Origin of the sequence: Pseudomonas sp. B21-031, assembly GCF_024748985.1 — a bacterium.
In the GTDB taxonomy this organism is placed as follows: domain Bacteria; phylum Pseudomonadota; class Gammaproteobacteria; order Pseudomonadales; family Pseudomonadaceae; genus Aquipseudomonas; species Aquipseudomonas kermanshahensis.
Genome location: NZ_CP087181.1, coordinates 1026818 through 1046010, shown reverse-complemented (window position 1 = coordinate 1046010; position 19193 = coordinate 1026818). Strand labels below are relative to the sequence as shown.

Below are 19193 nucleotides of genomic sequence, written 5' to 3'. Positions count from 1 at the left end.
CTCCTGGCGCTATTTCTCGAAAGGTTTCACAAATGTGATTCTAGGCTCTTTCCACGGCCCCTCGACGCGGTAATGCACGCTGGCAAAGCGTGAGACCCGGTCGCCGATCAACCGATCCACAAGGAACAGCGCGCCCCCGACTGCCGGCGCACCGACGATCAAGGCAGCCAGCGGCAGGTTGTTGGTGACTGGCAGGGTTACCTGCAGGTTGGCATCCACCCGGTCACGGACCATGTCCAGGGTGCCCTCGAGCTCGAAATTGCTCGAAGGGCCGGTCACCGTAATCGGTTCACGGGTCACGTACACGCCATTACTGGCCACCAGCAGGCCTTTGACCCGGTCATAGGCCAGCCCTTTTTCGAACAGGTCGGAGAAGTCCAGGCGCAGGCGACGGCCGATGGAGTTGAAATTGAGCAGGCCGAACACGCGCAAGGCCTGGGCACTGCCCTCGACTTCGACGAACTGGCCGGTACGCAACGCCGCGTCCATGCTCCCGGAGAAGCGGTTCAGGCCCACCCAGGCAGGCGAACCGGGCCAACGGCCATCGACATCCAGGCGGAAATCGCGGCTGGTCACGGTAGGCGCGAACCCCCACGCCTTGAGCACATCGGCCAGGTTCTTGCCATCCAGGCGCCCTTTGTACCAGCTGCTGGTGCTGCCCGGCTGGCCTTCCCAGCCACCGCCGCCGTCGATGCGCAGGCCTTTGAAGTCCAGGTCGATATCGTCTGCCGACACGCCACGCGCGGTTGGGCGCAGCTTGATCGAGGCGCTGCCGAACAGGTCGTCGCCGCGGTAGAGCTTGTCGATGCTCAGGTCCAGCGCAGGTACCTTGCGCGGGTCGAACGAGGCCAACGGGTCAGGCCCTTCCTCAGCCTGGGCCTGAGCCGGGTCGGCCGCCGGCAGGCGCAAGGTCTGCAAGCGAATCGACATGGGCGCGCCCTTGGCATCGGGCACGCGCGCGTTGCCGATGACTTCCTTGCTGTCCAGCCGCAAGTCCCACGCCGGCCCCCCCCGGGCCAGGCGCACCACCGCCTGGTTGAGGTCCATGCCGAAGGCCTTAAGTTGGCCAATGCTCAGGTCGACGCTCTGCAGGATCTGCCGCGCACTGCCACCGGGGTCATCACCGCCCAGGCTGGCCACCTTGGCCTGCCAGGGGGCCAGGTCGAGTGTTTCCAGGCGCCCACGTACGCGCAAGCCCTGGCCGGCCGGTACTTGTGCCTGGCCCGTGCCCAGCAGCAATTCGCCGCGGCCCTGGGCCAGCTTGTCGGAAGGTGCGGCATAGGCGAAGCGCGCGAGGTCGGCATAACCGGCGTCAATGCGCCGCTCCGAGCCTTGCAGGTTCATGCTGAAACGGCTGTCGCGGGTGTCCGCAGCGGCCTTGCCGAAGGGCGCAGGCAAGTCGATGGCAAGGCCCTTGAGTGAGGAGTTGACGCTGAGGCTGTTGTCCCGGCTGCCCAGGTTGAGCTGCAACTGATACGGCAAGTCGCCCGAGGCCGGCAAGGCCTGGTTGAATTGCAGCCACTCGGTCAACGCCTTTAGCGCGACCTGGCCATTGGCGTTGATGCGGGTCTGCATCTGCCCTGGCGCGCCCTCGGCAACGATCTGCGCGGTGACCGGCTTGCCGAACGCCTGCAAGCTAATGTTCTTGCCACTGAGCCCTTTGTCTAAATCGAAGCTGAAGTCGCCTTTCAGGCGGTTCAACTCCAGGCTGGGCGGGGCCACCTTGAGGCGAGCATCAGCGGTGGCGAAGTCCACCTGAACCTTGGGCCGTTCCCCGTGGGCCAGGGGGATATCAAGCTTGACCTTGCCCTTGAGCGGGCCCTCGCCTTCCCAGCCGGCGAAGATCTCGCCCGTGCCGATCGGCGCCTCTTTGAGAATTTTCAGGCCGTCGTCCAGGCCGCCGTCGAAATCGCCATCGAGGTACAGGTGGCTGTGCTGGTCACCCTCGACGTGGGGGATGTCGACACTGACGTCACTGACCTTGGTGTCGAGCAACAGGCCATGGTGGGCCTTGATGCGCACACCGCTGTCCTCGATCAGCACATCACCGTCCACCTGCTGCACCTGTGGCCAGCCGGGCTGGAAGTCCAACACCGCGTCGTGCACCTTGAAGAACAGGCTGATACTGCGTGCCTCCGGTGCGGCGCCATGGTTCAGCGAGCCTTGGTATTGGAAGTAACCCTCGTCCACGGTGCCTTTGACGATCGCACTGCGCAGCCATTCGTCGAGGGCCGGGCTCAGCACTTCGGGCAGGTACTTGGCCGTGTAGCGGCCATCGCCCTCGGTCAAGCCGACGCGCAGGTCCATGTAGTCTTCGCGGCCCTCTTCGAACAGCAGGCGAATGAGGAAGTCACCGGCGATCTTGCCCTCCTCGCCCAGCACCTTCAGGTACGGCGCGACGAGGGTGAAGCCTTCTTTGTCGAGGGCCCAGGTCAGGCGTGCATTGGCCTGCTGGTAATGCCAGGGTTTGGCGAAGATCGGGTACAGGTGCAGCATGAACGCATCGGTATCCAGCCGCAGCTCGCCGTGGCCCAGGTCACCACTGACGCTGCCGCTGACATTGCCGGCCGCCGGGGCACCGTGGTAAGCGTTGAAACCGACCTTCTCCAGGTTGGCGGCAAACTGCAGGCGCTGGTCGCCTTCGGCTTTGGGCCGCGCCTCCAGGCGCACGTTGCGCAGCGCGCCGGTGACTTTCAGGCCATCAACCACAGCCATGAGGTTGTCCGGCAGCGGTGCCAGGGCATTGATCAACGGGGTCAAAGGGGTGAGGTCGAGGCGATCGGCCTGCACTTGCCAGCGCTCATCAGCGGGGGCCTGCCCTGGGCGCTGACGTAATTGAAGGTGGGATTCCCAACGGTTCTTGCCGATATTCATGGCCAGGGAATCGATCATTACATCAAAACCTTGCTCGTTGCGCTGGAACCACGCAGACAGCGCCAGGTTCTCCAAGGTCGCGGCTTTGCGCTCGGCATAAGCGCCTTGTAGCTGGGGCGCATTGAGGCGGACCACGGCTTGCTGCAACTGGCCTTTGCCCCAATCGACCCAGAACTCGCCACCCGCGCGCAATGCGCTGGCGTGCCACTTGCCCAGCAGGCTCGGCGGCAACCAGTGTGCCCAGTCGCTTTGCGGCAGGCTCAGGTAGGCGGCAACCTGGCCATCGTGCCAGGCCTCGGCCGACGCGCGGCTGCGCAGGTTCAGCGCCAGGGGCTGGCCGTCAGGCAGTGTGGCGCGTAAGTCCAGGGCCTGGCGCGAGGCACCGGCCTGCAAGCCCACGCTTACGTAGGTCAAGGTCAGGGGGTCGCGCTGCCAGGGATGCAGGGTTACCTGGCTGTCGAACACATCGATGCGACCCAGTTGACGCAGGCGCTGCAGCAACTCGGCGGGGTCGAGCGGGGCATCGTCCTTCTTCGGCAGCCCTTCGAGGTTCCAGGCGCCTTGCGCGTCTTCGCGCAGGATCAGTTGCAAGCCACCCAGCTGGATACGTGCCAGGCGTACCTCACGGGAGGTCAGGCTGGCCCAGAGGTCTGGCACCAGCTTGACCTCGTCCAGGCGCAACGCGCCAGCACCTTCGCCCAATTGCAGGTCGCGAACGCGCAGTACAGGCGCAAGCCCGCTCCAGCGGCCCTCCAGGGCACCAACGTGCACCGGCAAGCCCAACGCTTGCTCGGCCTTGTGCTCGACATCGGCCCGGTATTCGGCCACCAGCGGCACCAGTTGCCGGCCAACGCTAACGTACAGCGCCACCAACACCGCCAGCAGCGCGCAAATGCCCAGCCCCCAGCGGGTCGAGGCGACAAGAACGCGGTTCAGACGTCCCATGGCCATGGCCCTCCAGGTCGTTTATCCATGATGGCCCTAAGTGCCGGTTTTGCCAGCCCGGCCATCCTGTGGCGCGTTTCGCGAAGCCTCAGAGCAGCACCACATCGTATTGTTCCTGCGAGTACATCGACTCGACCTGGAAGCGGATAGTTCGGCCGATGAAGGTTTCAAGCTCCGCAACGTTGCCGGACTCCTCGTCCAGCAGCCGGTCGACCACCTTCTGATTGGCCAGCACGCGGTAACCCTCGGCCTGATAGGCACGTGCCTCGCGGAGGATTTCACGGAAGATTTCGTAGCAGATGGTCTCGGGGGTTTTCAGCTTGCCGCGCCCCTGGCACGCCAGGCACGGCTCGCACAGCACCTGCTCGAGGCTCTCGCGGGTGCGCTTGCGGGTCATCTGCACCAGGCCCAGCTCGGTAATGCCAATGATGTTGGTCTTGGCGTGATCACGCTCGAGCTGTTTTTCCAGGGTGCGCAGCACCTGGCGCTGATGCTCTTCATCTTCCATGTCGATGAAGTCGATGATGATGATGCCGCCGATGTTGCGCAGGCGCAGTTGCCGGGCAATGGCGGTGGCGGCTTCGAGGTTGGTCTTGAAGATGGTCTCTTCGAGGTTGCGATGGCCGACAAAGGCGCCGGTGTTGACGTCGATGGTGGTCATCGCTTCAGCCGGGTCGACCACCAGGTAACCGCCGGATTTGAGCGGCACCTTGCGCTCCAGGGCACGCTGAATCTCGTCTTCGACGCCGTACAGGTCAAAGATCGGCCGTTCGCCAGGGTAATGCTCGAGGCGATCGGCGATTTCCGGCATCAGCTCGCCGACGAACTGCGTGGTTTTCTGGAACGTTTCGCGCGAATCGATGCGGATTTTTTCGATCTTCGGGTTGACCAGGTCGCGCAGGGTACGCAGGGCCAGGCCGAGGTCTTCGTAGATTACCGTGGGTGCGCCGCAGCTCTGGATCTGGCTGCCGATCTGCTCCCACAGGCGGCGCAGGTAGCGAATGTCCTGGAGGATTTCTTCCGCGCGCGCGCCTTCGGCGGCAGTACGCAAGATGAAACCACCGGCATCCTTGATGTTCTCGCTGTCCATGCAGCTGCTGACTACCTGCTTGAGGCGATCACGCTCAGCTTCGTCTTCGATCTTCAGGGAAATACCGACATGGCTGCTGCGCGGCATGTACACCAGGTAACGCGAAGGGATCGACAACTGCGTGGTCAGGCGTGCGCCCTTGGTGCCGATCGGGTCTTTGGTCACCTGTACCACCAGGGCCTGGCCTTCATGCACCAGCGCGGTAATGTTCTCTACCGCCGAGCCTTCGCGCTGCGAGATCTCCGAGGCGTGGATGAACGCCGCCCGCTCCAGGCCGATGTCGACGAACGCCGCCTGCATGCCGGGTAGCACGCGCACCACCTTGCCCTTGTAGATATTGCCGACGATGCCGCGACGCAGGGTGCGCTCGACGTGCACTTCCTGCAGCACCCCGTTTTCCACCACCGCCACACGCGACTCCATCGGGGTGATGTTGATCAGGATCTCTTCACTCATGGCAGGCTCTCGTCAAAGGTCTTGGATAATGATGGATCGCGTACGCGGTACTGGCTACCGCGGGTTTGTTACCTCTGAAGAAAGCGCGGGCAATTGCCAGCAGGCAATGCCGAACTGGGCCAGCAAATCGGCGGTCTCGCTCAATGGCAAGCCGACCACGGCGGAGTAGCTGCCCGTCAGGGCGGTGACGAAGACCGCCGCCAGCCCCTGGATGGCATAGCCACCGGCTTTGTCGGCAGGCTCGCCGCTGGCCCAATAACGGGCAGCTTCATCGGCGCTGATGGTACGAAAACGGACGTTGCTGGTGACGCACAGGCTTTGCCTGCGGTGGCCATCGCTCAGGGCGACAGCCGTCAGCACCTGATGCTCGCGGCCAGACAGGTCGGCCAGCATGGCCAGGGCATGTTCGCGGTTTTCGGGTTTGCCGAGAATACGGCCTTCGAGGACCACCGCCGTATCTGCGCCCAGGACGACAGCCGGGCCCTGCAGGCAGGCCAGGCCAGCCTCTGCCTTGGCCCGGGCAAGGCGCTCGACATAGGCTGCAGCGCCTTCGTCGGCAAGCGGGGTTTCATCGATGGGGGCGCTCACCGTGGTGAACGGTACGCCGATCTGGGTCAGCAATTCACGACGACGTGGCGAGCCAGAGGCCAGGTAAAGCGGGTTCATGTAGACATCTCCCTGTCAGTCGCGGCAACGCCGTCAATTTATACGCAAGCGTCGGCGCAGGTCGCGCAGGGCAAAGCTGATCCATGGCCAGAGCAAGGCACTGATGACTGCTGACCACACCAGCGCCAAGGTCGGCAGGCGGTTACCGGTCAAGGCACTGAGCCACAGCTGGATCAACTGGGCAATACCGAAAATCACCAGAATCACCAGGCTCTGCTGCCACATCGGGAACATGCGCAGGCGCTGTTGCAATGACAGCACCAGGAAGGTGATCAAGGTCAGGATCAGCGCGTTCTGCCCCAGCAACGTGCCATACAGCACATCCTCGGCCAGCCCCAGCACGAAGGCCGTGGTCATGCCGACCTTGCTCGGGACCGCGAGTGTCCAGAACGACACCAGCAGCGCCAGCCACATAGGCCGGAACACTTCCATGAACTGCGGCATCGGCGAAACGCTGAGCAGCAGGCCGATGGCGAACGTCAGCCAGATGACCCAGCCATTATTACGGCGTGATGCAGCCATCATTGCCTCCGAGGTTGGGCGGGCGCTGCCGCAGGCGTGGCCGGCGCTGCAGGCGCCGCGGTGGGCTGCGGGGCAGCGGCTGCAGGTGCTGCAGGTGTAGCAGGTGTAGCAGCCGGAGTGGCAGGTGCACCCTGCTCGCCATTGGCGCCAGGCTGGACGCCGACCGACGTGCCTTTGCGGTCGGCCTCTTCCTGCGCGATCGCAGCGTCAGTGGCGCGTTGCTCTGGGCTGCGTCGGTCGCTGAACACTAGCAGCATGTAGCGGCTGCGGTTGAGCGCGGCGGTAGGGATGGCACGAACGATGGCGAACGGCTGGCCGGAGTCGTGAATCACTTCGTTGACCGTGGCCACCGGGTAACCGGCCGGGAAGCGCTGGCCCATGCCGGAACTGACCAGCAGGTCGCCTTCCTTGATGTCGGCGGTATCGGCCACATGGCGTAGCTCCAGGCGCTCCGGGTTGCCGGTGCCACTGGCGATGGCGCGCAGGCCGTTGCGGTTGACCTGCACCGGAATGCTGTGGGTGGTATCGGTCAGCAACAGTACCCGCGAGGTGTAGGGCATCAACTCGACCACTTGGCCCATCAGGCCGCGGGCATCGAGCACCGGCTGGCCGAGGAACACGCCATCGCGCTCGCCCTTGTTGATCAGGATGCGGTGCGTGAACGGGTTGGGGTCGACGCCGATCAACTCGGCCACTTCAACCTTTTCGTTGACCAGGGCGGACGAGTTGAGCAGTTCACGCAAGCGCACGTTCTGCTCGGTCAGGGCCGCCAGCTTCTGCAGGCGCCCCTGCAACAGCAGAGCCTCGGTCTTGAGTTTTTCGTTTTCCGCGATGAGTTCGGTACGGCTGCCGAACTGGCCTGCCACGCCTTGCCACAAACGCTGCGGCAAATCGGTGATCCAGTACGACTCCATCAATACCAGGCCCATCTGGCTGCGCACGGGTTTAAGCACGGCAAAGCGCGCATCGACCACCATCAGCGCGACCGACAGCACCACCAATACGAGCAGACGAACGCCCAGCGAAGGGCCCTTGGAGAAAAGCGGTTTAATGGGCCGTTCCTCGTGGACGACTCAGGAGGTCATTGGACATGGGACAACGCACCAGCCTGGTTGCGGGTTGACGGAAACGACGCCCGGACGGACGCCAGCCCAGCGCATACAGGTAGCACTGTGCGTGCTACCTGTAAACCGGGCGCTCAGGAACAGCGAGCAGCATCACTCGCTGGAGAGCAGGTCCATCGCGTGCTTGTCCATCATCTCCAGGGCGCGACCGCCGCCACGGGCGACACAGGTCAGCGGGTCCTCGGCGACGATCACCGGCAGGCCAGTTTCCTGAGCCAGCAGTTTGTCGAGGTCGCGCAGCAGTGCGCCACCACCGGTCAGCACCAGGCCACGCTCGGCGATGTCGGAGGCCAGCTCCGGCGGCGATTGCTCCAGGGCGCTTTTGACCGCTTGGACGATGGTCGCCAGGGATTCTTGCAGCGCTTCCAGCACTTCGTTGGAATTCAGGGTGAAGGCACGCGGTACGCCTTCGGCCAGGTTACGGCCGCGGACATCGACTTCGCGCACTTCGCCACCTGGGTAGGCGGTGCCGATTTCCTGCTTGATGCGCTCAGCGGTGGACTCGCCGATCAGGCTGCCGTAGTTGCGGCGCACGTAGGTCACGATGGCTTCGTCGAAGCGGTCGCCGCCGACGCGGACGGATTCGGCGTAAACCACGCCGTTCAACGAAATCAGGGCGATTTCAGTGGTACCACCACCGATATCGACGACCATCGAACCACGGGCTTCTTCGACCGGCAGGCCGGCACCGATGGCGGCGGCCATTGGTTCTTCGATCAGGAACACTTCACGGGCACCGGCACCCAGGGCCGACTCGCGAATCGCGCGGCGCTCTACCTGGGTCGACTTGCACGGCACGCAGATCAGCACACGAGGGCTGGGCTGCAGGAAGCTGTTCTCGTGAACCTTGTTGATGAAATACTGCAACATTTTTTCACAAACGCTGAAGTCGGCAATGACGCCGTCCTTCATCGGACGAATGGCAGCAATGTTGCCGGGCGTACGGCCCAGCATGCGTTTGGCTTCGGTACCGACGGCGACGACGCTTTTCTGATTGCCATGGGTACGGATGGCAACAACCGAGGGCTCATTCAGGACGATACCGCGCTCACGCACGTAAATAAGGGTGTTGGCAGTACCCAGGTCGATGGAAAGATCGCTGGAAAACATGCCACGCAGTTTCTTGAACATGGGAAAGTGACCCTGGGGAAAGCGTGGGTAAAAAAGTGCGGCAAACTCTAACAATGGCAGGGATTTTGGGCAAGGAGCCAATATGTTAAATTGGTCGTTTTTCCGAGCACGCCAGCAGATGATCGCGGCCGTATGACCGCCAGAATGCCGACATGTTCCTCATCACGGACCCTAATTCCGTTCTTTGTTTCCCCTGGAGATCCCCATGGCGCTTGAACGCTGCGACGTGGAAAAGATCGCCCATCTGGCCCGTCTGGGGCTGAATGATGGCGAACTGCCACGCATTACCGATGCACTGAACAGCATTCTCGGGCTGGTCGACCAGATGCAAGCGGTCGACACCACTGGCATCGAGCCCCTCGCCCACCCCCTGGAGGCCAGCCAGCGACTGCGTCCCGACCAGGTCACCGAAAGCAACCAGCGCGAGGCCTACCAGGCCATCGCACCGTCGACCGAAAGCGGTCTGTACCTGGTTCCCAAAGTCATCGAGTAAGGGATAGAGCCTGCCATGCACCAATTGACCCTGGCCGAGATCGCCCGCGGACTCGCCGACAAGTCGTTTTCCTCCGAAGAGCTGACGGGCGCCCTGCTGGCGCGCATCAAACAGCTCGACCCGCAAATCAACAGCTTCATCAGCGTCACCGAGGAACTGGCCCTGGGCCAGGCCCGTGCCGCTGACGCCCGTCGCGCCGCTGGCGAAGCTGGCGCCCTGCTGGGTGCGCCGATTGCCCACAAGGACCTGTTCTGCACCAACGGCGTACGCACCAGCTGCGGCTCGAAGATGCTCGACAACTTCAAGGCGCCGTACGACGCCACCGTGGTCGCCAAGCTGGCTGAAGCCGGCATGGTCACCCTGGGCAAGACCAACATGGACGAATTCGCCATGGGTTCGGCCAACGAATCCAGCCACTACGGCCCGGTGAAAAACCCGTGGAACCTCGAGCACGTCCCAGGCGGCTCGTCGGGTGGTTCGGCTGCGGCAGTCGCCGCGCGCCTGCTGCCAGCCACCACCGGCACCGACACTGGCGGTTCGATCCGACAGCCGGCAGCGCTGACTAACCTGACCGGCCTAAAACCGACGTACGGTCGTGTTTCGCGCTGGGGCATGATCGCTTACGCCTCCAGCCTCGACCAAGGCGGCCCGCTGGCCCGCACGGCCGAAGACTGCGCGCTGCTGCTGCAAGGCATGGCCGGTTTCGATGCCAAGGACTCCACCAGCATCGAAGAGCCGGTGCCGGACTACAGCGCCAACCTCAACGCTTCGCTGCAAGGCCTGCGCATCGGCCTGCCGAAGGAATACTTCGGCGCAGGCCTTGACCCGCGCATCGCCGACCTGGTGCAAGCCAGCGTCAAAGAGCTGGAAAAGCTCGGCGCCGTGGTCAAGGAAATCAGCCTGCCGAACATGCAGCACGCCATCCCGGCGTACTACGTGATCGCGCCTGCTGAGGCGTCTTCCAACCTGTCGCGCTTCGACGGCGTGCGCTTCGGCTATCGCTGCGAAGAGCCAAAAGACCTGACCGACCTGTACAAGCGTTCCCGGGGCGAAGGCTTCGGCGCCGAAGTGCAGCGCCGCATCATGGTTGGCACCTACGCCCTGTCGGCCGGTTACTACGACGCCTACTACGTCAAAGCCCAGCAGATTCGTCGCCTGATCAAGAACGACTTCATGGCCGCGTTCGAAGGGGTTGACCTGATCCTCGGCCCAACCACGCCGAACCCGGCCTGGAAGCTCGGCGCCAAGAGCAGCGACCCCGTCGCCGCCTACCTGGAAGACGTCTACACCATCACCGCCAACCTGGCGGGCCTGCCGGGCCTGTCGATGCCGGCGGGCTTCGTCGATGGCCTGCCGGTCGGCGTGCAACTGCTGGCGCCCTACTTCCAGGAAGGCCGCCTGCTCAACGTCGCGCACCGCTACCAGCAAGTGACCGACTGGCACACCCGCGCCCCTAACGGCTTCTGAGGAGTTCACACATGCAATGGGAAGTTGTGATCGGGCTGGAGATTCATACTCAGCTCGCCACCCAGTCGAAGATCTTCTCCGGCAGCGCCACCACCTTCGGCTCCGAGCCAAACACCCAGGCCAGCCTGGTTGACTTAGGCATGCCTGGTGTACTGCCGGTGCTGAACCAGGAAGCCGTGCGCATGGCGTGCATGTTCGGCCTGGCGATCGATGCCGAGATCGGCAAGCGCAACGTGTTCGCGCGCAAGAACTACTTCTACCCCGACCTGCCCAAGGGCTACCAGATCAGCCAGATGGACCTGCCAATCGTCGGCAAGGGCCACCTGGACATCGCCCTGGAAGACGGCACCATCAAGCGCATCGGCGTGACCCGTGCGCACCTGGAGGAAGACGCCGGCAAGAGCCTGCACGAAGACTTCAGCGGCTCCACCGGCATCGACCTGAACCGCGCCGGCACGCCGCTGCTGGAAATCGTGTCCGAGCCGGACATGCGCAGCGCCAAAGAAGCCGTGGCCTACGTCAAGGCGATCCACGCCCTGGTGCGCTACCTGGGCATCTGCGACGGCAACATGGCCGAAGGCTCGCTGCGCTGCGACTGCAACGTGTCGATCCGACCAAAAGGCCAGGCCGAGTTCGGTACCCGCTGCGAGATCAAGAACGTCAACTCGTTCCGCTTCATCGAACGCGCGATCAACAGCGAGATCCAGCGCCAGATCGACTTGATCGAAGACGGTGGCAAGGTCATCCAGGAAACCCGCCTGTACGACCCGAACAAGGACGAGACCCGCTCCATGCGCAGCAAGGAGGAAGCCAACGACTACCGTTACTTCCCCGACCCAGACCTGCTGCCGGTGGTCATCGAGGACAGCTTCCTCGACACCATCCGCGCCGGCCTGCCAGAGCTGCCGCCGCAGAAGGTCGAGCGCTTCCAGAGCCAGTACGGCCTGTCGGCCTACGACGCGAACGTGCTGGCATCGAGCCGCGAACAGGCAGACTACTTCGAGCAAGTGGTGAAGATTGGTGGCGACGCCAAGCTGGCAGCCAACTGGGTCATGGTCGAGCTGGGCAGCCTGCTGAACAAGCTGGGTGTCGAGATTGACCAGGCGCCGGTCAGCGCCGAGCAGTTGGGTGGCATGCTACTGCGTATCAGCGACAACACCATCAGCGGCAAGATCGCCAAGACCGTGTTCGAGGCCATGGCCGCCGGTGAAGGCGATGCCGACAGCATCATCGAGAGCCGTGGCCTGAAGCAGGTCACCGACACCGGTGCGATCGACAAGATGCTCGACGAAATGCTGGCTGCCAATGCCGAACAGGTCGAACAGTACCGCGCCGCCGACGAGGCCAAGCGCGGCAAGATGTTCGGCTTCTTCGTCGGCCAGGCGATGAAGGCGTCGAAGGGCAAGGCCAACCCGGGGCAAGTGAACCAATTGCTCAAAGCCAAGCTCGAAGGTTGATTGTTTTGACCCTGTAATCCTACGAGGGCTTCGCCCTCGTTCGCGGGCAAGCCCGCTCCCACAGGTACAGCGCCGCTCTCACAGACGCTGACATACCTGTGGGAGCTGGCTTGCCCGCGAATGGTCGCACTGGAGAGCCTTTGACTTGCTAAAACGATCCCTCGGCACCCTCGCCCTGTTCTCCCTGCTGGCCGGCTGTGCCAGCCACGATATCGACCCCCGCGGCTACGACAAGACCGGCACCGCCTCTTATTACGGCTCGCGCCACCATGGCAAACGCACGGCCAGTGGCGAACCTTTCAACCAGCACGGCCTTACCGCCGCTCACCGCAGCCTGCCGTTCGGCAGCCGCGTGCTGGTCACCAACCTCGCCAACCAACGCAGCGTGGTGGTGCGCATCAATGACCGCGGCCCGCATACACGCGGCCGGCTGATCGACCTGTCACGCGCTGCAGCACAAAAAATCGGCATGCTCCGTAGCGGAACGGCGCGCGTCCGGGTACAAGGTCTGAGCGACTGACCCCACTGGAGCCCTGACCATTTTCGACCTGGCCACCCTTCCCACCTTCAGCCTCCTGCAACTGGGCGTCGCCTTGTTGCTGCTGGCCTGCGGTGCCGAGCTGCTGGTACGCATGGCCCTGCGCCTGGCCTTGCGCCTGCACGTGCGCCCACTGATCATCGGGCTGAGCCTGGTGGCCTTCGGCAGCACCGCACCGCAGCTCACGGTAAGCCTACAGGCCGCCTTCCAGGGCGCACCGGATGTCGCCGTCGGCAGCGTGATTGGCAGCAACATCTTCAACGTACTGGTGATTCTCGGCCTGGCCGCGCTGATCATCCCGCTGCGCGTTTCACGTCAACTGGTTCGCCTGGATATTCCCCTGATGATCGCAGCCAGCGCGCTGGTGTATGCGCTGGCCGCCAATGGCTACCTGGGCCGCGGGGAGGGCTTGCTGCTGTTGCTGGCGCTGGTGGGCTACCTGGCCATGCTCTGGCATCAATCACGCCATTACGCTCGCACCTACCCCGCGCCCAGCAACATCAAGGTCAGTGGTGCACGCTTTTGGTCAAGCACGCTGCTGCAGATTGCCCTTGGCCTTGGCCTGCTGAGCCTGGCCGGCCACTTGCTGCTGGAAGCCGCCGTTGAGGTGGCGACTGACCTTGGTCTTTCCGAACGCATCATCGGCCTCACCGTGGTCGCGGTCTGCACGTCATTGCCAGAGCTGGCCGCCGCGATGATTGCCGCCCTGCGCGGCGAACGGGAAATCGCCGTTGGCACGGTGATCGGCAGCAACCTGTTCAACCTGCTGGGTGTGCTGGGCCTGACCGCGCTGATCACCCCTGAACCGCTGTCGATCTCACCCAACGCACTGGCCTTCGACCTCCCCGTGATGCTGGGCGTCGCCGTCTTGAGCCTGCCGGTGTTCTATTCGGGCTACCGGATCACCCGCGCTGAAGGCCTGGTGTTTCTCTGCCTGTACCTGGCCTATGGGCTGCACGTGGTGGCCTTTACCACCGGCATGCCATTGGCCGGCCGCCTGGAGCGGCTCATGCTGTTCTATGTCCTGCCAGTGCTGGCCTTGGTGCTGCTGTACACCACCGTACGTGCGTGGCGGCGGCAGCACTGAGGCCAGCGGAGGGCGCCACAAGCCCTCAGCCCTGCCGGGCCTTCTTCAACCGGAACGCGACCCAAAGCACCGCAATCCAACCCGGAATCAGCATCACCGAGATGCGAATCGGCGGCGTCAGGTACATCACCACCAGAATCAGCACGATGAACGCCAGGCACAGGTAATTGGTAATCGGGTGCCCCCAGCTCTGGTAGAACGGGGTAATACCCGACGCCAGCTTGGCCTTGCGGAATTTGAGGTGGGTGATGCTGATGCTCGCCCAGTTGATCACCAGCGCCGACACCGCCAGGGCCATCAGCAAGCCAAAGGCTTCACCCGGCATCAGGTAGTTGATCAGTACGCACATGCCCGTGGCAAATGCCGAAACACCCAGCGCTGTCAGCGGTACACCACTGCGGCTGACCTTGAGCAACTGGCGCGGCGCATCACCCTGGCTGGCCAGGCCGAACAGCATGCGGCTGTTGGCGTACACGCAGCTGTTGTAGACCGACAGCGCCGCCGTCAGCACCACGACATTGAGGATGGTCGCCACCAGGTCGCTGTCCAGCTCATGGAAAATCATCACGAACGGGCTGCCCCCCTGCACCACCTTCTGCCACGGGTACAGCGACAACAGCACCGCCAGGGCGCCGATGTAGAAAATCAGGATGCGGTAGACCACCTGGTTGGTGGCCTTAGGGATGCTCTGACGCGGGTTATCTGCCTCGGCGGCGGTGATACCTACCAGCTCCAGCCCACCGAAAGAGAACATGATCACAGCCAAGGCCATGATCAGGCCAGTAACGCCATTCGGGAAGAACCCGCCGTATTGCCACAGGTTGGCCACGCTGGCGTCCGGGCCGCCGTGGCCACTGCTCAACAGCCAGGCACCAAAGCCGATCATGCTGACGATGGCCACTACCTTGACCAGGGCGAACCAGAACTCCATCTCCCCGTAGACCTTCACTTGGGTCAGGTTGATGAGATTGATCGCCACGAAGAAGATCGCCGCCGTTGCCCAGGTGGGGAAATCTGGCCACCAGTACTGCACATAGATGCCCACGGCGGTCAGTTCGGCCATGCCCACCAGCACGTACACCACCCAGTAGTTCCAGCCCGAGACAAAGCCTGCGAACTCGCTCCAGTACTGGTGGGCGAAGTGGCTGAAGCTGCCGGCGACCGGCTCTTCGACCACCATTTCACCCAGCTGGCGCATGATGAAGAAGGCCATCAGGCCGGCGATGGCGTAGCCCAGCAATACGGAAGGGCCGGCCAGTTGAATGGTCTGGGCGATCCCCAGGAACAGCCCGGTGCCGATGGCCCCACCCAGCGCGATCAGCTGGATATGGCGATTCTTCAGCCCGCGCTGCAAGCGCTCGGGCGTGCTCTGGTCTTGCATGAAGTGTCCTTTAGCTCAGTGAGGCAGTGTTATTGCTGTTATTTGCAGTCAAGGATCTAGATCCATCCGCCCCACTGCAAGATGAAAATACCGATATTGGTGGTGATCGCCGCCATTAGCGTAGTGATCACGATGATCGAAGCCGCCAACTCATGGTTGCCGTTGGCCGCCCGCGCCATGACATAGCTGGCTGCCGCCGTCGGGCTGCCGATGTACAGGAACAAAATGCCCAGCTCGGCACCGCGGAACCCGCACAGCCACGCACCCAGTGTGCCGATCAGCGGTAACCAGACCATCTTCACCAAGCTGGCATCGATGGCCAGCCTGCCACTGTCACGCAGCGCCGCCAGCGACAAGGTGCCACCGATGCACATCAATGCCAGCGGCAAGGTCATTTGCGCCAGGTAGTCGCCTGAAGTGAGCAACCAGTTGGGCAACGGCACCTGGCCATAGGCCATGGGCGTTGCCACCAGCACACTGATGATCAATGGGTTGCTGAAGATGTTCTTGCAGATGCTCCACGGGTCGGACTTGAGGTCCGGGCTGTACACCGCCAGCACCACCGCCGACAGCGAGTTGTACAGGAGGATCACCAGGCCTGCCAGCACCGCGCCCAGCGAGATGCCGTAGTCGCCATACAAGCTGGCGGCCAGGGCCAGGCCGATTACGCCGTTATTGCCGCGAAACGCGCCTTGGGTGTAGATGCCGCGGTCCGCTGGCGGGCAACGCCAGATGGCCAGCCCCCAGGCCACGCCAAAGCCAACCAGGGTGGCCGCGACGAAGTACAGCAGCACGCCAGGTTTGACCGCCGTTGCCAGGTCGGCGTGGTAGATGCCGAGGAACAGCAGCGCCGGCATGCAGACGTTGAACACCAACTGTGAGGCGACGCGGTTGAAGTTGTCGTCGATCAGGTGGATGCGTTTGAGCAGCACGCCCATGAACAGCATGGCGAAGACCGGTGCCGTGATGTTCAGCGTCTGGATAAGAAGGGCGAGCATGCGCAAGCGATCCTGCAGGGAGTTGCCGTTAGGGGGCTAATGATACGTCAACGGCTGCGAGTTGCGGGGATCGGGATGTGATACAGGGCAATTTCTGTCAGTGCCCGCGAAGGGGCCGGCACTGACAGCACAGACTCAGCGCCGAACTGGCCGCTTCTGCAATTTGCGCTGCAAGGTCCGCCGGTGCATGCCCAGCGCCCGCGCCGTGGCCGAGATATTGCCCTCGTGCTCGTTCAGCACGCGCTGGATGTGCTCCCACTGCAGGCGGTCGACCGACATCGGGTTTTCTGGCACCAGGGCATCCAGGTCGGCATGCTCGGAAAGCAACGCAGCCAGTACATCGTCGGCATCGGCCGGCTTGCACAGGTAGTTGCAGGCGCCGCGCTTGACCGCCTCGACCGCGGTGGCAATGCTGGAATAGCCCGTCAGGATCACCACGCGCATTTCCGGGTCCAGCTCCAGCAGCTTGGGCAGCAGCACAAGCCCCGAGTCGCCTTCCATCTTCAGGTCCAGGGTGGCGTAGTCTGGCAGGTCCTGCTGGGCCAGGATCAGCCCTTCTTCGGCGGAGCCTGCAGTGCTCACGCGGAACCCGCGACGGCTCATGGCACGCGCCATGACCCGAGTGAAGGTGGCATCGTCATCCACCAGCAGCAGGTGCGGCAGCTCTTCGCTTTCAAGCTGGGTTTCGTCACTCATCATTCATCTCCTCGCTTGCCATGGGGCAGGCGCAATTCGGTCAGGGTGCCACCCTGCTCATGACTATAGAGTTTCACCGAACCGCCCGCACGCGTCACGCTGGCCTTGCTCAAGAACAGGCCCAGGCCGAAGCCTTTGCCCTTGGTGGTAATAAACGGTTTGCCAATCGCCTCGGCGATCGCTGGGGGCACACCGGGGCCATGGTCACGGATACTGATGACAATGTCCTGGGCGTCCCAGTCAAGGCGCACCTCGAGATCGTCCGGGCACGCGTCGGCTGCATTGTTCAGCAGGTTCAGCAGCGCCTGGGTCAGGTCCGGTGGCGGGGTCAGGCGCGGTACCTGGCCATCCCTGAGGCGCTGGAAGCGGTAGCTGGCCTCGGGCCGCATCAGGTGCCAACGGTTGAGCGCCTCGTCGAGCCAGGCGGTAACGTCCTGCTCGACCATCGCCAGGCGGCGGTTGGCCTCGGCGGCACGCACCAGTTGCTGCAAGGTCTCCTTGCACAGTTTGACCTGGTCCTGAAGGATCTGCAGGTCTTCCTGCAACAACGGGTCGGGGTGGTCCTGGCGCATTTCGTTGAGCAGCACGCTCATCGTCGCCAGCGGGGTGCCCAGTTCGTGGGCAGCGCCAGCGGCCTGGGTGGCCACGGCCAGCAACTGCTCATCGCGCAGGCTCTCCTCACGGCGCTCGGAACGCAGTTGTTCCTGGCGGCGGAGTTCTTCGGCCATGCGCGCAGCAAAGAAGGTGATAACCGCTGCCGCCAGGGCGATGCTCAGCCACATGCCGTAGACCTGCATCTTGTCACGCGCCAGCGGCAGCCCTTCCAGCGGGTAGAACTGCACCAGCAGCAGGCTGTAGGCCGTCAGGGCAATGCCCGAAAGAATCAGCGAATAGAGCCAGGGCAAGGTCACCGCAGCAATCGCCAGCGGCACCAGGTAATACGAAACGAACGGGTTGGTGGAGCCGCCGGAGTAATACAGCAAGGCACTGTGGATCAGCAGGTCACAGGCAAGCTGCAGTGCATATTCCATTTCGGTGACCGGCAGCGACAGGCGCAGGCGCAACGCGGTGAAGGCGCACAGGATGGACGAAAGAGCCAGCGTCGCCGCCAACGAAAACCACGGCAAGGGCAGCAGGTCGGTCCAGTAGGCGACGCCCACGGAGCCTGCCTGGGCAGCCAGGACCAGCACGCGAATAACAGTCAGGCGCCAGAGGTTCTGACGTGTAGCGGACAACGGTTGTACGTCGGCGAGCATGAGCTCTCCTGATGAGTGCTCCAGAAAATCGGCTGGAGTATACCGAAGCCGGGCGCGTCGCTGCAGCGATGCGGCAAAGCGCCACACTTTGTCACAGGTTCATGATGGCACTTTTGAACCCACTACACTGTTGCCGGTCTGATGGGCCATGCGTGGAATGGAGAGCCAGCACCCACGCCCTTTTATTGCCAAGGAGTCTTACATGCAAATCCCTCGTCGCGGCACTGCCTTGATCCTGTCTTGCGGCCTGCTCGCCAGCCTGCCTGCGCTGGCGGCCGATGAGCCGCGCTTCAACCAGGTGTCGCTGCGTGCCGAAGTCAGCAAGGAAGTACCACGCGACCTGATGGTCGTGACCCTCTACAGCGAAGCGCAGAACACCGACCCAGGCAAACTTGCCAAAGAGATCACCGAGACCATGAACAAGGCTGTGCAGCAGTCTCGCCAGGTCAAGGATGTGAAGATCAGCCAGGGCAGCCGCAACAGCTACCCGGTCTATGACAGCAAAGGGCAGAAGATCACCGGCTGGCGTGAACGCGCCGAGCTGCGCCTGGAAAGCGCCAACTTCCCAGCCCTGTCGCAATTGACCGCCGACCTGCTGCAAGACCTGAAAATGGGCGGCATGGACTTCTCCATCGCCCCAGCCACGCGCAAGGCCAGCGAAGATGATTTGCTCAAGGACGCGGTCAATGCCTTCAAGGCACGCGCACAGCTCGCCACCGAGGCGCTGGGTGGCAAGGGCTACAAAGTGGTCAACCTGAACCTCAACAGCAGCGGCTACCCACGCCCGTACCTGCGCAGCGCACCGATGGCCATGAAAGCCATGGGCGCTGACGAAGCAGCGCCGGCGCCGGATATCGAAGCGGGTACCAGCGAAGTGAGCATGAATGCCGATGGTTTGATCGAAGTTCAGATGCCCTGATCTGAATGGGGCCGCCATGCGGCCCAATCGCCGGCAAGCCGACTCCCACAGGGGCAGCGCAGATCCTAAGGCTTGTGCTGCACCTGTAGGAGC

16 protein-coding genes are annotated in these 19193 nt (G+C 63.3%); 6 read left to right on the top strand and 10 right to left on the bottom strand.

The window, feature by feature from the left end:
- Nucleotides 1-9: 9 nt before the first annotated feature.
- From LOY53_RS04700 to mreB, 6 genes are all read right to left on the bottom strand, one after another.
- Entirely contained in the window at nt 10-3825 is a 3816-nt protein-coding gene (locus LOY53_RS04700) for a YhdP family protein (RefSeq protein WP_252826775.1), read from the bottom strand.
- An 82-nt stretch (nt 3826-3907) separates the two neighbouring features.
- The gene (rng, locus tag LOY53_RS04695; protein ID WP_027595592.1) at nt 3908-5365 is read right to left on the bottom strand and encodes a ribonuclease G; all 1458 of its coding nucleotides are present in this window, start codon (nt 5363-5365) and stop codon (nt 3908-3910) included.
- Between the two features lie 54 nt (nt 5366-5419).
- Nucleotides 5420-6031 (bottom strand): nucleoside triphosphate pyrophosphatase, encoded by a 612-nt coding sequence (locus tag LOY53_RS04690; RefSeq protein ID WP_252826774.1) that lies wholly within the window; start codon nt 6029-6031, stop codon nt 5420-5422.
- A gap of 33 nt (nt 6032-6064) precedes the next feature.
- Nucleotides 6065-6553 (bottom strand): rod shape-determining protein MreD, encoded by a 489-nt coding sequence (mreD, locus tag LOY53_RS04685; protein WP_027595590.1) that lies wholly within the window; start codon nt 6551-6553, stop codon nt 6065-6067.
- Nucleotides 6553-7575, bottom strand: coding sequence for a rod shape-determining protein MreC (mreC, locus tag LOY53_RS04680; RefSeq protein ID WP_252827382.1), 1023 nt, complete (start codon nt 7573-7575; stop codon nt 6553-6555). Before mreC ends, mreD begins: the two co-directional genes overlap by 1 nt.
- A gap of 195 nt (nt 7576-7770) precedes the next feature.
- Entirely contained in the window at nt 7771-8808 is a 1038-nt protein-coding gene (mreB, locus tag LOY53_RS04675; protein WP_003255163.1) for a rod shape-determining protein MreB, read from the bottom strand.
- Nucleotides 8809-9013: 205 nt separating this feature from the next.
- Between mreB and gatC the strand changes: the two genes are divergently transcribed.
- The 5 genes from gatC (at nt 9014) to LOY53_RS04650 (ending at nt 13850) form a co-directional block, all read left to right on the top strand.
- Nucleotides 9014-9301, top strand: coding sequence for an Asp-tRNA(Asn)/Glu-tRNA(Gln) amidotransferase subunit GatC (gene gatC, locus LOY53_RS04670; protein WP_027595588.1), 288 nt, complete (start codon nt 9014-9016; stop codon nt 9299-9301).
- Nucleotides 9302-9316: 15 nt separating this feature from the next.
- Nucleotides 9317-10768 (top strand): Asp-tRNA(Asn)/Glu-tRNA(Gln) amidotransferase subunit GatA, encoded by a 1452-nt coding sequence (gatA, locus tag LOY53_RS04665; protein WP_258703658.1) that lies wholly within the window; start codon nt 9317-9319, stop codon nt 10766-10768.
- An 11-nt stretch (nt 10769-10779) separates the two neighbouring features.
- Nucleotides 10780-12225 (top strand): Asp-tRNA(Asn)/Glu-tRNA(Gln) amidotransferase subunit GatB, encoded by a 1446-nt coding sequence (gatB, locus tag LOY53_RS04660; protein WP_085272653.1) that lies wholly within the window; start codon nt 10780-10782, stop codon nt 12223-12225.
- Between the two features lie 145 nt (nt 12226-12370).
- Nucleotides 12371-12745, top strand: coding sequence for a septal ring lytic transglycosylase RlpA family protein (locus tag LOY53_RS04655; RefSeq protein WP_258703657.1), 375 nt, complete (start codon nt 12371-12373; stop codon nt 12743-12745).
- Nucleotides 12746-12806: 61 nt separating this feature from the next.
- Entirely contained in the window at nt 12807-13850 is a 1044-nt protein-coding gene (locus tag LOY53_RS04650; protein ID WP_252827381.1) for a calcium/sodium antiporter, read from the top strand.
- Between the two features lie 25 nt (nt 13851-13875).
- Here LOY53_RS04650 and LOY53_RS04645 read toward each other — a convergent pair whose 3' ends face one another.
- From LOY53_RS04645 to LOY53_RS04630, 4 genes are all read right to left on the bottom strand, one after another.
- On the bottom strand, nt 13876-15231 hold the full coding sequence (locus LOY53_RS04645; RefSeq protein WP_258703656.1) for an amino acid permease: 1356 nt from the start codon (nt 15229-15231) through the stop codon (nt 13876-13878).
- A 56-nt stretch (nt 15232-15287) separates the two neighbouring features.
- The gene (locus tag LOY53_RS04640) at nt 15288-16229 is read right to left on the bottom strand and encodes an AEC family transporter (protein WP_085272652.1); all 942 of its coding nucleotides are present in this window, start codon (nt 16227-16229) and stop codon (nt 15288-15290) included.
- A 135-nt stretch (nt 16230-16364) separates the two neighbouring features.
- Entirely contained in the window at nt 16365-16925 is a 561-nt protein-coding gene (locus tag LOY53_RS04635; RefSeq protein ID WP_027595581.1) for a response regulator transcription factor, read from the bottom strand.
- Nucleotides 16925-18181 (bottom strand): ATP-binding protein, encoded by a 1257-nt coding sequence (locus LOY53_RS04630; RefSeq protein ID WP_027595580.1) that lies wholly within the window; start codon nt 18179-18181, stop codon nt 16925-16927. Before LOY53_RS04630 ends, LOY53_RS04635 begins: the two co-directional genes overlap by 1 nt.
- A gap of 202 nt (nt 18182-18383) precedes the next feature.
- Here LOY53_RS04630 and LOY53_RS04625 point away from each other — a divergent pair, with 202 nt between their 5' ends.
- The gene (locus LOY53_RS04625) at nt 18384-19100 is read left to right on the top strand and encodes an SIMPL domain-containing protein (protein ID WP_027595579.1); all 717 of its coding nucleotides are present in this window, start codon (nt 18384-18386) and stop codon (nt 19098-19100) included.
- Nucleotides 19101-19193 lie beyond the last annotated feature (93 nt).

Excerpts from the sequence above, each read along its gene's own strand:
- gatB (WP_085272653.1), top strand. The coding sequence starts at position 10,780 with ATGCAATGGGAAGTTGTGATCGGGCTGGAGATTCATACTCAGCTCGCC.
- gatA (WP_258703658.1), top strand. The coding sequence starts at position 9,317 with ATGCACCAATTGACCCTGGCCGAGATCGCCCGCGGACTCGCCGACAAG.
- LOY53_RS04640 (WP_085272652.1), bottom strand. The coding sequence starts at position 16,229 with ATGCTCGCCCTTCTTATCCAGACGCTGAACATCACGGCACCGGTCTTC.
- LOY53_RS04645 (WP_258703656.1), bottom strand. The coding sequence starts at position 15,231 with ATGCAAGACCAGAGCACGCCCGAGCGCTTGCAGCGCGGGCTGAAGAAT.
- gatC (WP_027595588.1), top strand. The coding sequence starts at position 9,014 with ATGGCGCTTGAACGCTGCGACGTGGAAAAGATCGCCCATCTGGCCCGT.
- LOY53_RS04635 (WP_027595581.1), bottom strand. The coding sequence starts at position 16,925 with ATGAGTGACGAAACCCAGCTTGAAAGCGAAGAGCTGCCGCACCTGCTG.
- mreB (WP_003255163.1), bottom strand. The coding sequence starts at position 8,808 with ATGTTCAAGAAACTGCGTGGCATGTTTTCCAGCGATCTTTCCATCGAC.
- LOY53_RS04700 (WP_252826775.1), bottom strand. The coding sequence starts at position 3,825 with ATGGCCATGGGACGTCTGAACCGCGTTCTTGTCGCCTCGACCCGCTGG.
- rng (WP_027595592.1), bottom strand. The coding sequence starts at position 5,365 with ATGAGTGAAGAGATCCTGATCAACATCACCCCGATGGAGTCGCGTGTG.
- LOY53_RS04630 (WP_027595580.1), bottom strand. The coding sequence starts at position 18,181 with ATGCTCGCCGACGTACAACCGTTGTCCGCTACACGTCAGAACCTCTGG.
- LOY53_RS04625 (WP_027595579.1), top strand. The coding sequence starts at position 18,384 with ATGCAAATCCCTCGTCGCGGCACTGCCTTGATCCTGTCTTGCGGCCTG.
- LOY53_RS04690 (WP_252826774.1), bottom strand. The coding sequence starts at position 6,031 with ATGAACCCGCTTTACCTGGCCTCTGGCTCGCCACGTCGTCGTGAATTG.
- mreD (WP_027595590.1), bottom strand. The coding sequence starts at position 6,553 with ATGGCTGCATCACGCCGTAATAATGGCTGGGTCATCTGGCTGACGTTC.